The sequence below is a fragment of the Streptomyces capoamus genome, from assembly GCF_014654935.1.
GTDB lineage: Bacteria > Actinomycetota > Actinomycetes > Streptomycetales > Streptomycetaceae > Streptomyces > Streptomyces capoamus.
On record NZ_BNBF01000009.1, the window covers coordinates 145429 to 160761 of the forward strand.

Genomic DNA, 15333 nt, shown 5'->3' on the forward strand with positions numbered 1-15333 from the left:
GTGTGACAGTCGGAGGTCAGGGCGGGTTTCGGAGGATTCCGAAACCCGCCCTTGGTCGTCGTAGGTGCTGTTCATGGCCCGTCACGAACTAGGCCCGATCATCCAGCCGGGTGGGCCGGCCGGGTGCTGTGCGGTCTGTCAGCCCATGTCCGTCAGGAGGGCGTTCAGTTCTTTCTCCTGCTGTGCAGGCGACATCGGCGGGTTCGAGTGGTCGATGCCGAACGTCTTGAGCATCTTGTCCATCTGGGCGTCGATGGAGTTCCAGCCGGTCCGGTCGAGCGGCTGCAGCGACGCCTGGTCGGCGTCCCACAGGTCACGCAGCTTCTGGGCGGCTGTGTGGGCCCCGGTCTCGTTCCCCGAGCGTGCGTCCTTGAGCGAGGTGGAGGCGAGGGTCTTCAGCGCGGCGACCTTGGCGGGCGGGAACTTCTTCACCGCCTGGCCGGGAGCCAGCTGGACGGCGGAGGTGTTGTCCTCCTCCGGCGCCGGGCCGACGTGCGGCTGGCTGTGGGCCCAGACGAGCAGGCCCGCGGTGGCGACGGCGAGCAGTCCGAAGCCGGCCAGCGCGAGGCGCTCCTTGCGCGGGTCGCCGGTGGTGGGTGCGGTGTGGGCAGCCTCGTGGGTCTCGGTCACGTCCGAGCGCGTCACCGTCAGGTAGACCACCGTGGCCAGGATGAGGCCGAGGAAGATCAGGCTGGTGGTGAACGTGCCCAGGGCGAGACCGGTGGGGTCGCCCGGGTTCTCGGCGACCTTGGGGGAGGCGAGCCAGTCGCCGATGTTCGCGCCCAGCGGGCGGGTCAGGATGTAGGCGAGCCAGAAGGACAGCACCGGGTTGGCGCCGAACCTCCACAGCAGCGTGATCGCCGCGATGAGGCCGAGCGGCAGCAGGACGGAGACTCCGGGGCTCCAGCCGGTGAGCTCGAGGGTCCAGTCGCCGGTCGCGGTGCCGAGCGCGAAGGTGACGAGCACGGCGAGCCAGTAGAACGACTCCCGCGGCAGCGTGGTGACCGAGTGGATCGACAGCGTGCGCTCCCGCAGCCACCACACGCCGAAGACCACGGCGAGCAGCACCGAGAAGACCGCGGAACTGATCCACAGCGGCACGTTGAGCTGGTCGGTCAGGATGTCGGTGTACAGGGTGCCCGTGACGCTGACAACGACCACCGTCAGCCAGTAGGGAAACGGGACGTACCGCTTGAGCCGCAGCTGGACGGCCAGGACCACCACGAACACCGCGGTGAAGATCCAGGCCGTGTTCACCAGGCCGACGCCGAGCTTCATGTTGATCCAGTCGGCGAAGCTCTCACCGACGGTCGTGCACAGGACCTTGATCACCCAGAACCAGACGGTGACCTCGGGGACCTTGTTGAGCACGAGGCGCCCGCCGCGCGTGCGTGCTTCCGTTGTCGTTGTCATGCGGGGAGGTTGACGCGGGGAATCTGCACATAACCTGACTACGCGGCTACGCGGCTACGCGGCCACGCGGGCGGCCGGGAGTGTCACCTCGACGTGACCGTGGCCGTCCGCGATCGCGCGGACCTCCACACCGGCCGAGGCGGCGATGCGCCGGACCACCGGCAGCCCCAGCCCGTACCCGCCGCCGCCGGTCACCCCCGCTTCGAAGACCCGGTCGACGTCCGCGGGATCGAATCCGGGGCCGTCGTCCAGGACATCGACCACGATGGCCTCGTCCTGGTTGCGGGCGGTGATCCACACCCGGGACTTCGCATGCCGCAGGCCGTTGTCCAGCAGGGGGGACAGCAGCGACACGGCGACGTCGACCGCCACGGCGACCTCGACCTTCGGGGGGAAGGCGACCTCGACCGCGCGGCCGGCGATCGCCTGTCGTGCGGCGGTGCGCAGGTCGCACCGGGTCCCCGTGTCCGTGCGTGCGCGGGCGGCGCGCAGAAGTGTCGTGATCGCCGTATCGAGGCGGTCGACCTCGCTCAGCACCGCCTCCGTCGGCACCGGCTCGCCGGACAGCTGCGCCAGCTGCGCCTCGGCCCGCAGGACCGTGAGCGGTGTCCGCAGCTCGTGGGCGATCTCGTCGGTGAGCCGGCGCTCGTCCGCCAGCGCGTTGTCGACGCGCTCCAGAAGGTGGTCCAGGGTCCGCCCCAGTTCCCCGAACTCGTCGCGGGGGACGCCGAGGTCGAAGCGGCGCCCGGGTTCGTGCCGGCCCCAGTCGTCGGCGAGGGCGGCCATCTCGTGCACGACCCGCAGCGCGCGGCGCACCACGAGGTGTGCGACCCCGCCGGCGAGGAGGATCGTGAGGCTGCCCAGTATCAGGGACAAGGTCAGGCTGCGCTGCTCGGACGTCTCGTAGGGCGTGAGGTCCACCCGGACGATCACCATGGCGTGGTGGCCGTGGACCGGGATCTGCCGCGCGTACAGGAGGTAATCGCCGACCGACACGGTCTGCGATCGCCCCGAGCCCGCGAGCTCCTCGACGCGATCGACCAGGCTCGGCGGGACGTTTCCGTCGATCAGGCGACCGTCGGCATACACCCAGGCGACCTCGTCGAGCGCCTCGCTGCTGTTTTCCGTCAGGACGACACGGCCGTCCTCGGCGGTGACGTTCGCCGCCACCGCCTCCGCGCGCGCATGCGCCAGATCGTGCGCGTCGGCGTTCGTCACCCGGCTCAGCAGTACGTGCGAGACCACGACCAGGATCGCGACCACGGCGGTGGCGATCAGCACGGTGAGTGCGACGACCCGCTTACGGAATCCCGTCACTGCCATCGGTAGCCCACGCCGCGGACGGTCGCCAGACGCTCGGCCACACCCAGCGAACCGAGCTTCGCCCGCAGTCGGCGCACATAGGAGTCGAGCGTGTTGTCGCTGACCTGCGCCCCGTGCGGCCAGCCGGCAGCGACGAGGGCGTGGCGGCGTACCGCGTCACCCTGCGAGGCGATCAAACGGCCCAGCAGCCGGAACTCCGTCGGGGTCAGGCCCATGCTCACCGAATCGTAGGTCACCACGTGCTTCGCCGGATCGAGGACGACTTCGCGCGGTGTGGGCGCCACGGTGGCCCGGCGCAGCAGCGCCCGGACCCGGACCAGCAGCTCCGGGATGTCGAAGGGTTTGGTCATGTAGTCGTCGGCGCCGGCCTCGAAGCCGCCCACCTTGTGGTGCAGGCCGTCCAAGGCGGTGAGCATCAGCACCGGCGCGTCGACGCCACGAGCCCGCAGGGCCAGGCACACGTCGCGGCCGTCGGCGTCCGGGAGACCGAGATCCAGGACGACGAGATGGGGCGCCGGTGTGAGCTGCCGCAGCAGGCTGTCGGCCGTGGCGGCGACGGAGACGGTGTGCCCGTCGTGCTCCAGGGCGCGCCTGAGGACGCCGCGGACCGCCGCGTCGTCTTCGCACACCATGATGAAAGCCACGGGCTGACCCTAGATACTCCCGCCCCACTTCTCCATCTGCCCTGGTCAGGCGCCTGACGGTCGGGAGTGGTCCGCGGGTGCCAGGCACAACCGGCCCGCGCCGCGATGAAGGAGCCGAGGGTGCTGTTGTGGACACGGCCCACACACCGCAGCCGGGCCGCCGGCTACGCAGTGGAAGGCAGCACGTGGTCGCCGATCTTGTCAGTGCTCAGGCACAGGGAGCAGACGGCCGCGTCGTGAGTGGCGCAGGCGGTCAGGTCCGGGCGCTCGTAGGGCTGGTGGCAGACGTGGCAGTCCAGGGTGACCGCGCTCGGGTTGCCGTCCGGGTCCAGCAGGGGCTCGGCGATGCCGTCGTCGGTGCGGCGGAGGTAGTACTTGCCCTTGGTGGCGATCGCCGTCACCGGGGTCAGGGCGAAGGCGATGACGGCGGCGGCGACGGGGGAGTACGGCTGGAGGGTGTCGCCCAGCAGGTGGAAGTACATGGCGATGGACAGGCCGGAGGCGGCGACGAAGGCCACGACGCCGACCGGGTTGACGGCGTGGAGCATGCCCCGGCGGAACTCCGGCTGGAGCGGGGAGAGCTTCAGCAGGTACTTGTTGACGCCGATGTCGGTGGCGACGGTGACCACCCAGGCGATCGCGCAGTTCGAGTAGAAGCCCAGGATGCTGTTGAGGAAGCTGAACATGTCGGCTTCCATCAAGGCGAGCGCAAAGCCCAGGTTGACCAGGACGAAGACCATGCGGCCGGGGTAGTGCCTGGTGACTCGGGTGAAGGAGTTCGTCCAGGCGAGGGAGCCGGAGTAGGCGTTCGTGACATTGATCTTGATCTGGCTGATGACCACCAGGGCCAGGGCGAGCGGGATGATCATCCAGGAGGGCATCATCGCGTCGAAGGCGCCGCGGAACTGCTGGATGGGTTCGGTCGCGGCAGCCGGGCCGACCTTGGCGAGGATGTACACCGCGAGGAAGACGCCGATGGCCTGCTTCAGCGCGCCGAGCACCACCCAGCCGGGCCCCGCCATGACCACGGCCGTCCACCAGGTGCGCTTGTTGGTCTCGGTCTTGGGCGGCATGAAGCGCAGGTAGTCGATCTGCTCGCCGATCTGGGCGATGAGGGAGAGGCAGACGCCGGCACCGAGCAGGACCGAGGCCGTGTCGACGCCGCCGTCGCCGTCCGTGCCGGTGTGGGCGAGGAAGCGGTCGACGGTGCCGGGGTCGGTGGCGATCAGGTAGACCAGCGGGCCGACCATCAGCAGCAGCCAGACCGGGGTGGTCCACACCTGGAGCTTGCTGAGTGCCTTCATGCCGTAGATCACCAGGGGGATGACCATGAGCGTGGAGATCAGGTAGCCCAGCCACAGGGGCAGTCCCAGGCCGAGTTCGAGGCCCTGGGCCATGATCGAGCCTTCGAGGGCGAAGAAGATGAAGGTGAAGCTGGCGAAGATGACGCCGGTGAGGACCGAGCCGTAGTAACCGAAGCCTGAGCCGCGGGTGATGAGGTCGAGGTCGATGTTGTAGCGGGCGCCGTAGTAGGCGAGGGGGAAGCCGGTGATGAAGATGACCACGGCAGCCACCGCGATGGCGACGAGGGCGTTGCCGGTGCCGTGCGCCAGGCCGATGCCGGCGCCGATGGAGAAGTCGGCCATGTAGGCGATGCCGCCCAGGGCGGTGGTCGCCACGACCATGGGGGTCCAGCGGCGGTAGCTGCGGGGAGCGAAACGGAGGGTGTAGTCCTCCAGCGTCTCCCTGACCGCCTGATCGGCGGCGGCCTTCGGCGTGCCTGCCGTCTCGGTTCGTGACTCGGTGGTGCTCATCTCGCGCCTCCCGATGATGCTGGTGCGGGTGCCTCTGTGGGAGGGAAGGCCCCGCGTGGCGTCATCGGCAGGACGGGGGAGCCGACGGACCCTCGTGTGTTCCGTTCGGCCGGGTACACGACTCCGATCCCACGGCCGGTCATGCTAGAAAACGGCTGTTACCGTCGGTGCCCGCCGTCGTGAACGCGAAGTATCCGAGAACTCACCTGCTGCCGGTGGGCGTTGGTTCAGACCCGGTGGCCCGACGCCACTCGGAGTGCGGTTGCGAGGTGTTCGGGGCGGAGTAGCCTGGAGTTGATCGACGCCACCGTTTCTGGAGGTAGGCGATGTTCATCCGATTCCTGAGGCGTCGTATGCCACGCGGGCTTGTCCTCCTCGGCGGCAGCCGGCTGATCCGGGGTTTCAGCGGCGGCGACTACGACGGTCACGGATACCAGTCCTGACACCGTCCGCCGGTGCACGGGAGGTTGGGCCGTGACACAGCACACCGACCCCCTGGTGGCCCTGGAGCGGATTCTCTCCCCGCACTGCCGTGTCACCAGGCTGTCCGCAGGGGCGCTCATCTCGGACTGGCGGCGCACGCGGTTCCTCGGCATGACCACCGCGGACGTGCGCACGCTGGCCGGGCGGGACTGCGCGGAACGCGCGGAACTCGTCACCGGACTCGTCCGGGCCGGCTGCGCCACGACCCGCCGCACCGCGTACACGGACGCCGAGGTCCGCCGCCGGTTGCGCGCCGTGCACCTGCTGATCCGGACGCTGGGCTTCGGGCGGGTCCTGCGGCTCCTGCCCCTGGCCGCCCCCGCCTACGCGCGGACGGACCTGCCGTCCCCGGCGGACGTCGCACGGCTGAAGAGCACGGTCGAGGCCCACGGCCGGAGCAGCTGGCTCGTCAACGACGACTGCAAGACCGAGGCCGTCACCGCATTCATCCTGCTACGGCGGCGCGGTGCCGGGGCCGTACTCCATGTCGGCGTCCGCGAGCACCCGTTCGCCCTGCACGCCTGGACCTCCACGGCCGGCCTGTGCATCCCGGACGCCGAACCGGGAGGGCACCCCTTCGCACCGGTCCTCTCGATCGGCGGCTGAGGGCGTCGACGTGAAAGCGCTCCGGGTCGAGTTCGACGGGGACGCGCCCCGGCTCCGGACGGACGAGAGCATGGCCCGCCGCGGCCTCGTGACGACGGTGTCGGCACCGGCCGGCACCGCGGCGGTCGTCGGCTGGGCCGGCTCGGTCCGCGACCGGCCGGCCGGTGCACGCGCCCTCCTCGCCGCCTTCGCCCGCCCCGGACACCTACCGCCGCTGCCCACCGGCGACTTCGCGGCGGTCCTGCTGTACCGCGACCGCGTCCTGCTGCTACGGGACCGGCAGGCACGCATCCCGCTGTTCATCAAGGAGTCCGGTGGCCGGGTGAACGCGGTGAGCACCTCGGCGCGCGACCTGGGCGGCACCACGGAACTCGAACCGCGCTACTTCTGCCGGTACCTGACCGGCACCATGGCACAACCGCACAGCGAGCTGAGCCCGTTCGCCGGGGTGCGCCGGGTGCTGGGCGGCGAGGTCGTGGAACTCTCCGCCACCGGCCGGATGCGTCACCGCGTGACGGACCGCACCCTGGACACCGGCGGTCCGCCGGGACCGGTGGCGGACGGGGCCGGACCCGGGCAGGAACTGCGCCGGGCGCTGGAGCAGGCGGTCGCGCGCCGCCTCGGCCGGAGAGTCGCCTGCCACGTCTCCGGCGGCACCGACTCCACCAGCGTCGCCCTGCTCGCGGCCCGCCTGCTCGCCGCGGAACAGGGCGACGGCGGTGACCTGGTGCTGCTCGCCGGACGCTACGGCCGGGGCGAACTGGCCGGTGAGCGGCCGTACCTCGACGAGGCGGTGGAGGCGGTCCGCCGGCAGGCGCCCGGTGTCCACCCGGTGATCGTCGACGCCGACGACGTGGCCGACTTCGACGATTTCGCGCAGCACGCGGGGGACGCCGACGAGCCCCACGCCCACGCCTTCCGTGCCCCCTTCTGGAGCCGACTGCACGCCGCCGCGGCGGAGCTGGGCTGCGACACCCTCCTCACCGGCTGCGGAGCCGACCCGGTGGTGGACGCCAACCCCTTCCGGCTGCACCAGCTGGCCCGGTCCGGACAGCTCGGGGAGATGACGCGTCAGGCGCGGGTCCGGTCCGCGGCGAGCGGGCAGGGGGTACGCGACGTCGTCCGCGCCCACGTCGTGCGGCCGGCGCTGCCGCTGGCCACGGAGCGGGTCACCAGGCTCGCCCACCGCGGCACGGTCCTCGGCGGCCTCGGCCACTTCACCCGCCCGCCCTGGCTGCTCCGCCGGTTCGCGCGGGCGCACGGCTACCGCGCGGCCGAAGCCGCCGAGAGCCGTTTCGTGTTCGGGCGCGCACCGGAACAGTCGCTGTACGACGCGGCGAACTACCTGGCCGCGCCCGATCCGCTGTCCTGGCGCCGCGCACCGCGGGACGGCTTCTTCCTCTCGCACCCGTTCCTCGACCCGGAGGTCGTCGACATGATGCGCCGCCTGCCCGCCGACGTCACGTTCCGGCCGGGCCGTCCGAAGGCGCTGCTGCGCGAGGCCATGGCCGACCTCCTCCCGCCCGGGATACGCGAGCGCACCGCGAAGATCCCCTTCAACGAGCCGTACGCCCGGGGGCTGCGCTCCCACGGCGACGAACTCATCGACCTCTGCCGGTCCGCACGGCATCCGCTCACCACGGAGATGTTCGACCTGGGGCTCCTCTGCCAGGCGGTGCGGGAGGCCCGGCTGGGCATCGGCGACTCCCACTCCTGGGACCGCGTGAACGCTTCGCTCGCACTGGTGGTGTGGCTGGAGGGACTGCGGACCGGTCAGTGCTGATTCTTGACGTCCCACAGGGTCGTGGTGACCGGGCCCGTGTACACCTGGCGTACCCCGTACCGGTTCTCCACCACGTCCTGCGACTCGTCCTTGCCGCCCGAGGTGTTGATCGTTTCGAGGAGGTTGACACCGTGCTGACCGAACTGCCAGTACACGGTGATGTACCGGGCCTTCCTCGTTCTTGCGTCGATCGAGTTGTTCTCCCTGATCCGGCTCTCGTAGGCGAGGGAACTGAAATCCTTCTGCTTCTTCACCCACGCTGCCACCCGGGATTTGTTCTCCCAGGAGCTTCCGCTGGCCTTGAGGCGGTCCACCGAAGACAGGTCCTTGCGGGTGAGGTGCGCGCCGGCGTAGAACGTCAGCTGGTCGTACCTGTTCTTCTTGGGAAGCTGTACGACCACGCGGGCGGAGAACATGTCCTTGGCGTAGATCCAGCGTCCGTAGGGCATCCATGGCTGTGCCGACACCAGCACGCCCGGCTGGTGGATCTCCCTGCGGGAGACCGGGTTGTACGCCCTGAAGTCCTTCCACCTCTCCGCGTCGGCCCGCCAGTCCCGCGTGGACCTGTCCTTCCGGCTCAACCGAACCTGCTCCGCCATGGCATGGAATTCGGTGGCCAGAACATAGAAGGCCGCGTCACCGCGGTTCTCGATCTCGATGTCCACCGGTACGGAGAACGATCTGCCGCCCCGGTTCTGCATGGCTTTGCCCACGTCCAGTCTGATGACGGGCAGGGTTTCCCGCTGGGACGGCTGGTAGAGGTTCTGGTAGCCGAAGTTGGCCACCGCGATGACCGTCGTGACGACCAGCGTGGCGGCCACCCGCTTGGGAGCGGGGATCTGGTCCAACGTGCGGTAGACCGTGAAGGCGGCCCAGACCGAACCCACCGTGAGGAGACCGAACAACACCTGGAAGTACCAGTAATCGCCGTTCTTCAGGATCTCGGCCCACACAAACAGGTTGGTCAGCGCTGCCGCGAAGGTGCCGATCAGAGCGATGACACCGGAGGAGTCGTACTTCCCCGACAGCCAGTGGTCCGCGGCCGCGACGGCTCCCAGCAGCGTGGTGAAGGCCACCGCGACGAGCACGGCACCGGTGAGGCGGCCGGTGAATCTCAACGCCGTCACGACGTCCTCGTAGCCGAGCCACCCCAACATCCCGGTCGTCACGAGCAGAATCAGCGTGATCAGAACCAGGGAGACCCGCGACGGTCGGGCTTTCGCGTTCGCCAGCGTACGTTGCGCCCGCTGACGTGCACTGGCAGGTGAGTTGCTGTGGATCTTCATTCCCGTGCCTCGCCGAGGTTTGCTGACGGCCGAGAGGGATGCGCACAGGGCGCTCACTCACACGCTAGTCACCCGCGGAGCGTGCTGCACCCCGGAGAGGTGTCCGGTGCGGTCGGTCGGGGGTCGCGGTGACCGTCACCTCGCTGTCCGGGGCGGCCAGTACACGGGCCCGGCCCGCCGGGCCGTGCAGGACGCGGGCGCCGGCGGTGGCCGTCAGGCGCCAGGAGCCCGGTGGCAGGGACAGGACGGTCGTCCGGGAACCGTGTGCGGCCGCCCGGTAGGACAGGCGGTACACGCCCGCCCCGGGGTCGTACCCGGCGGAGCGGACCGTGCCCGCCACGGCCTCCGCGTACGGTTCGGCGGTCAGCTCCTTGTGGGGGCGGAAGGCGCCCGTGGGGTCCACCGCGCAGTACCCGCCGCCGTAGCACCACACGTAGCCCGCCCAGCCGGAGGCGTAGCGGCCCAGGGAGGCCATCGCGTCGCGGTAGAAGCGGTTCATGTGGGGCAGGGTGCTGTCCGGCGGACCCCACTCGCCCACGACCACCGGCACCCGGTACCGCCTCGGGTACTCGGTGACGGCCCGTTCGTACGCCTCGATCCAGCCGGCCCCGGGGTCGTAGTCGGCGCCCGCCTCCATCGCGGTGTCGTAGAAGTGCGGCGCGTACACGACCCGGGGGTCGTCCACGCGGCCGAGTCCGGTGGGCACGCCCTCGCCCACGACCGGGGTCGGCTCTACGAACAGCCAGGCGTCCCGGTCGGCCGAACGGACCGCGCGGGCGAGACGGTTGTACATCGGGGTGAGCTGCTCACGCTCGATGCGCCGTGCGGCCGTCGGCAGGTCCTCTCCCGGTCGTCGCTCGCCCATCGGCTCGTTGATCAGGTCGTAGCCGAGTACCGCCGGGTGGTGGGCGAAGCGGGCGGCGAGGGTGTGCCACATCGCGGCCTGGGCGCGCCGCAGGTCCGCGTCCTCGTACAGGTGGGTGAAGGCGCGCTGCACCGCGGGCTCGAAGTACTCGGCGAACCAGTCGTCGGGGTGCGCGGTGAACGGCAGCCCGTCGGTCCTGGTCGCCCACGCGGGGATGCCGCGGTGGCCGAACGCGGGCCCGAAGACGTCCTGGTGGGCGTCGAGGACGACCTTCACGTCATGCCGCCGCGCCCAGTCCAGCACGCGTTCTATCTTCCGGAGGTAACCGCGGCTGTACCGTCCCGGGCTCGGCTCCAGGTCGTCCCAGAAGACCAGCAACCGGGCGAAGTCGAAGCCCTGGGCCCGAAGGTCGCGCAGATGGCGTTCGGTGACGGCGGTGAGAGCCTGGGCGCCCCGGTGCGTCTTGTCCTCGATGTTCCAGCCGTGCAGGGTGAGCACCCGCCCCTGCCGGTCGGTGAGCCGGGGCACGTCCCGCCCGTGCTGCCCGGTGTGGGCGGTGGCGGTGGCGGTGGCGGTGGCGGGGGCCAGCAGGGCGGCGAGGGCCGCGCCCGCCGTCAGCATCGCTCGCAGCACGGGAGACCTCCGGGGAGCCGGCGTAGTTCCTTGACGTCGCGCGCACTTCCAGCGGAACACCCCGGCGCTGTCGGTCACGCGCCGGGAGGTCCAGCATGAAGTACCGCGCCGTCGGAGTCGATCCCGCCACCGGTCGGCCGGGCCGCCGGCCGTGACTGCCCTTAGAGGGCCGTGACTGCGCGTACGGCCGGGCGCGGCTCAGCGGGCGCGCGGCTCCCGTACGACGGCCACCTCGCCCGGGGCGACGGTCACCGTGCCGGCCGTCTCCGTGCCGGTGAGGAGTTCGAACGCGCCTTCCGCCACGCGGACTTCGGCGCCCTGGCCGGTGTGGTCGATGACGAAGAGGTAGTCCGCCCGTGGACCGCGCCGGCGGACCACCTCCACGCCGGGCGGTGCGGAGCGCACCGGCTCCACCCCCGCCTCGGTGCGGACCCGGTCCAGCAGGGCGGACAGTGTGTCCGGGTCGGGCAGCGTCGCCAGGTACCAGGCGGTACCGGCGCCGTAGCCGTGCCGGGTCACCGCCGGGACACCCGCCAGGGGACCGTCGGCGAACGAGGCCACCGTCTCGGCGCCCGCCGGCCGCAGCCGCTCCGACCACAGCCTGCCCGACGCCCCGTCCGGCACCGCGCCGCCCAGGCCGACCGGCGCGTCCGGCAGGAGTGGGAACGGTTCGTCGGAGCGCACGCCCAGCACGTCCCGGAACGCGCCCGGGTAACCACCCAGCCGGACATGGCAGTTCTCGTCCACGGCACCGCTGTGGAAGCCCACGGCGAGCGTGCCGCCCCGTTCGGCGAACGCGGACAGGTTCGCCGCGCCGGCGTCGTCGACCAGGTAGAGGCTCGGCGCGAGCACGAGGCGGTACCCGGACAGGTCCGCGTCCGGCCGTACGAAGTCCACCGCGACGCCCGCGCGCCACAGCGGCTCGTACCACGCCCGGACCAGGTCCAGGTGGCGCAGCTCGCCGCTCGGCTGGGCGGGCAGTTCCAGGGCCCAGGCGGCGTTCCAGTCCCAGACGACGGCCACCTCGGCGGGGACAGTGCTGCCGCGCACCTCCGCCAGTGCCTTCAGGTCGGCTCCGAGCCGCACCACGTCCTGCCAGACGCGGCTGTCCGTCCCGGCGTGCGGCAGCATCGCCGAGTGCCACTGCTCGGCGCCGGCCGTCGACTGGCGCCACTGGAAGAACGCGATGCCGTCGGCGCCGCGTGCCACGTGCGCGAGCGCGTTGCGGCGCAACTGACCGGGACCCTTGGCGCGGTTGACGGGCTGCCAGTTCACCGCGCCGGTGGAGTGCTCCATCAGCAGCCACGGGCCGCCCGCGAGCGAGCGCACCAGGTCGCCGCTGAGCGCGATGTCGATCTGCGACTCGGGGTCGGTGGACCGGAGGTAGTGGTCGTTGGAGACGATGTCCGGTTCGGGGGCCCAGCGCCAGTAGTCCAGCGCCTCGAAGCTGAAGTTCACCATGAAGTTGGTGGTGGCGGGGACCGACGGGGCCGCCGTGCGCAGCAGGTCCCGCTCCGCCCGGTACAGCGAGAGCAGCTCGTCGGAGCAGAAGCGGCGCCAGTCCAGCTGGTGCGTCGGGTTGGGTACGGCACCGGTGGCGCGCGGCGGCAGTACCTCCTCCCAGTCGTGGTACCACTGGGACCAGAAGGCGGTGCCCCAGGCGGCGTTGAGGGCTGCCAGGCCGTCGCCGTACCGGTCGCGCAGCCAGCGCCGGAAGGCCGCCGCACTGGTGTCGCAGTAGCAGGCCGCGTTGTGGCAGCCGTACTCGTTGTGCACGTGCCACATACGGACCGCGGGGTGGTCCGCGTACCGCTCGGCGAGCGCGCCCGCGATGCGCAGCGCGGCCTCCCGGTAGGCGGGCGAGGACGGACAGAACGTCTGGCGGCTGCCGTAGGAGAGCCGGCGGCCGTCCCGGTCCACCGGCAGCGCCTCGGGATGGGCCCGGAAGAACCAGGCCGGCGGCGCCGCCGTGGGCGTGGCCAGGTCGGCGGCGACACCGCCCGCATGCAGCAGGTCCAGGACCTTGTCCAGGCGCGAGAAGTCGTACACCCCCTCGGCCGGCTCCAGCAGCGCCCAGGAGAAGATGCCGACGCTGACCAGGTTCACCCCGGCCTCGCGCATCAGGCGCACGTCCTCGGCCCACACCTCCTCGGGCCACTGCTCGGGGTTGTAGTCGCCGCCGTAGGCGAGGCCGGGGACGGACAGGGTGCGCTTCACGGGGATCTCTTTCACGTGCGGGTGCCTCAGCCCTTGTTGGAGCCCAGGGTCAGGCCGCTGACGAACTGGCGCTGGAGCACGAAGTACACGACCAGCGTGGGGATCGCGGTCAGCAGGGAGCCGGCGGCGACCAGGTTGGGGTCGGTGAAGTACTGCCCGGAGAGGTTGTTCAGCGCCGAGGTGACCGGCATGTTCTCACCGGTGGAGATCAGCACCAGCGCCCAGAAGAAGTCGTTGTAGATCCAGATGGACAGCAGGGTCGCCAGGGCGGCCATCGCCGGCTTGCACAGCGGCAGCGTGATCTGCCAGTACAGCCGCCACACCGAGGCGCCGTCGACCAGCGCGGCCTCGGTCAGCTCGTGCGGCAGCGAGCGCATGTAGTTGCTGAGCACGAACGCGCAGAACCCGGACTGGAACGCCACGTGGATCAGGACCAGGCCCAGCGCGGAGTCGTACAGCTTGCCGCTCGCGGTGATGCCCGGCAGGTCCGTGAGCAGGTACAGCCGGTACAGCGGGGTGATGATGACCTGCTGCGGCAGCAGGTTGCCGGCCGTGAACACCAGCAGCAGCGCGAGGTTGACCCGGAAGTCGAACCGGCTGACGTAGAAGGCGACGCAGGAGGACAGGAACAGCGTCAGCAGCACCGCCGGCACCGCGATGAGCAGCGTGTTGCCGAAGTAGTGCAGCATGTCCGACTGCTGGAACGCGTTCGTGAAGTTGTCGAGGTTCAGCGTGTCCGGCCAGGACACATAGCCCTTGGCGCTGGTCTCGCCGTACGGCCGCAGCGCCGAGAAGACCGCCCAGAGCAACGGGGCGAGCCAGGCCAGCGCGGTGCCCGTGAGGAAGACGTGCAGCAGGATCCGGGCCGGCCGGACGGGGGTACGCCGCTTTCCCAGGGCGCTCACGGTGCTCATGCGCGCCGCTCCTTCCGGAAGGTGGCGATCAGGTAGGGGATGATGACGGCGAGGGAGATCACCAGCAGGACGACGGCGATCGCGGAGCCGTATCCGATGCGGCTGGACTCGCCGATGATGTTGTTGGTGACGAGGATTGACAGCAACTCGGTGCCCTGGGCGCCCTTGTTGAAGACGAAGACCAGGTCGAAGGCGCGCAGTGCCTCGATGATGGTGACGACGAGGACGACCGTGTTGGTGGGGCGCAGGGTCGGGAAGATGACGTTCTTGAACGTCTGCCACTCGCCCGCGCCGTCCAGCGCGGAGGCCTCCCGCAGCGAGGGGTCGACGCTCTTGAGACCGGCCAGGTACAGGATCATCATGTAGCCGGTGTGCCGCCAGGACGCGGCGATCAGGACGGCCCACAGGTTGAGGTGCGGGTCGCCGATCCAGTCGATGTAATGGCCGGGCTTGTTGGCCCCGGCGATGCTGTTGATCAGGCCGGTGTCCGGGTTGTAGATGAGCTGCCAGACGAAGCCGATGCAGGCCATCGAGATGACGACCGGCAGGAAGAACGCGGTCTGGTAGACCCGGGTGAAGCGGATCTTCTTGTCCAGCTGTACGGCGAGGAACAGGCCGAACGGCGTCGGGACCAGGATCAGGACGACGAACCAGATCACGTTGTGCTGGACGGCCGGCCAGAACTGCGGGTTGTCGGTGAACAGTTGCCGGAAATTGTCCAGGCCGACCCACTTGATCGAGTCGAACCCGATGCCGTCCCAGGTGGTGAAGGCCAGCAGGATCGAGGCGAGGGCGGTGACCCAGACGAGGATCACGTGCAGGACGGTCGGCACGCCCGCCATCAGGGCGAGCGTGAACCGGTCACGGCGGGTCAGCAGGCGCCGGTGGCCCCGGGTGACCCGCTTCTTCGCGGGCGCGGCCCCCGGAGCGGGCGCGGTGGCCGGCTCCGGGGTCTTCGTCGTCGTATCGGTGGTCATCGGGCCGCTCACGAGGAGGTGAAGATCGTCTTCTTCTGGCGTTCGACGGACGACAGCAGGCCGTCCACGTCCTTCGGGTTCTGCAGGAACTTCTGCAGGCCGGGCTGCATCACCGTGGAGGTGAAGTCGGGCCGGGAGTCGCGGTCCATGAACTGGGTGAGGCTCTTGGCGCCGGAGATCATCTCGAACGCCTTCTTCTGCAGCGCCGAGTACGACGCGGTGGAGGCCTTGTCGGAGGCGGCCACCACGCTCGGGTCGCTCTTGAGGTAGATCTCCTCGGCCTGCGGGGTGCCGGCGAACTCCAGCAGCTTCACCACACCGGCGTGGTTCTTCGGCGACCTGGAGACCATGAACCCGTCGGTGGGCGCCTCGACG

At 70.5% G+C, this 15333-nt stretch carries 11 protein-coding genes and 1 pseudogene; 2 read left to right on the forward strand and 10 right to left on the reverse strand.

Translation table 11 applies throughout. From position 1 onward, the window contains the following. Nucleotides 1-138: 138 nt before the first annotated feature. The 4 genes from IE312_RS16635 to IE312_RS16650 all read right to left on the reverse strand — a co-directional run bounded on the left by IE312_RS16635 (nt 139) and on the right by IE312_RS16650 (nt 5194). Entirely contained in the window at nt 139-1413 is a 1275-nt protein-coding gene (locus tag IE312_RS16635; protein WP_189982515.1) for a COG4705 family protein, read from the reverse strand. Nucleotides 1414-1467: 54 nt separating this feature from the next. Next, on the reverse strand, nt 1468-2736 hold the full coding sequence (locus IE312_RS16640; protein WP_189982517.1) for a sensor histidine kinase: 1269 nt from the start codon (nt 2734-2736) through the stop codon (nt 1468-1470). After that, complete coding sequence (locus tag IE312_RS16645) at nt 2727-3380, reverse strand: response regulator transcription factor (protein WP_189982519.1); 654 nt, start codon at nt 3378-3380, stop codon at nt 2727-2729. The genes IE312_RS16640 and IE312_RS16645 overlap by 10 nt, the downstream gene beginning before the upstream one ends. A gap of 164 nt (nt 3381-3544) precedes the next feature. After that, nucleotides 3545-5194: an allantoin permease gene (locus IE312_RS16650; RefSeq protein ID WP_189982521.1), complete on the reverse strand. Its 1650-nt coding sequence runs from the start codon at nt 5192-5194 to the stop codon at nt 3545-3547. A gap of 474 nt (nt 5195-5668) precedes the next feature. Here IE312_RS16650 and IE312_RS16655 point away from each other — a divergent pair, with 474 nt between their 5' ends. Together IE312_RS16655 and IE312_RS16660 are read left to right on the forward strand one after the other, a co-directional pair. Continuing rightward, nucleotides 5669-6283, forward strand: coding sequence for a lasso peptide biosynthesis B2 protein (locus IE312_RS16655; RefSeq protein ID WP_189982522.1), 615 nt, complete (start codon nt 5669-5671; stop codon nt 6281-6283). 10 nt (nt 6284-6293) lie between these two features. After that, on the forward strand, nt 6294-8066 hold the full coding sequence (locus tag IE312_RS16660) for an asparagine synthase-related protein (RefSeq protein WP_229899896.1): 1773 nt from the start codon (nt 6294-6296) through the stop codon (nt 8064-8066). Here the strand turns inward: IE312_RS16660 and IE312_RS16665 are convergent. The 6 genes and pseudogenes from IE312_RS16665 to IE312_RS40425 all read right to left on the reverse strand — a co-directional run. Beyond that, nucleotides 8057-9235 (reverse strand): hypothetical protein, encoded by a 1179-nt coding sequence (locus IE312_RS16665; RefSeq protein ID WP_229899898.1) that lies wholly within the window; start codon nt 9233-9235, stop codon nt 8057-8059. The genes IE312_RS16660 and IE312_RS16665 overlap by 10 nt on opposite strands. A 181-nt stretch (nt 9236-9416) precedes the next feature. After that, on the reverse strand, nt 9417-10850 hold the full coding sequence (locus tag IE312_RS16670; protein ID WP_229899900.1) for a cellulase family glycosylhydrolase: 1434 nt from the start codon (nt 10848-10850) through the stop codon (nt 9417-9419). Between the two features lie 198 nt (nt 10851-11048). After that, nucleotides 11049-13067, reverse strand: coding sequence for a beta-galactosidase (locus tag IE312_RS16675; protein WP_189982524.1), 2019 nt, complete (start codon nt 13065-13067; stop codon nt 11049-11051). A 26-nt stretch (nt 13068-13093) separates the two neighbouring features. Next, entirely contained in the window at nt 13094-13981 is an 888-nt protein-coding gene (locus IE312_RS16680) for a carbohydrate ABC transporter permease (protein ID WP_189982526.1), read from the reverse strand. Continuing rightward, complete coding sequence (locus IE312_RS16685) at nt 13978-14958, reverse strand: carbohydrate ABC transporter permease (RefSeq protein WP_189982528.1); 981 nt, start codon at nt 14956-14958, stop codon at nt 13978-13980. The genes IE312_RS16680 and IE312_RS16685 overlap by 4 nt, the downstream gene beginning before the upstream one ends. An 8-nt stretch (nt 14959-14966) precedes the next feature. Then, nucleotides 14967-15333, reverse strand: a pseudogene (locus IE312_RS40425) (carbohydrate ABC transporter substrate-binding protein); the annotation flags it as partial.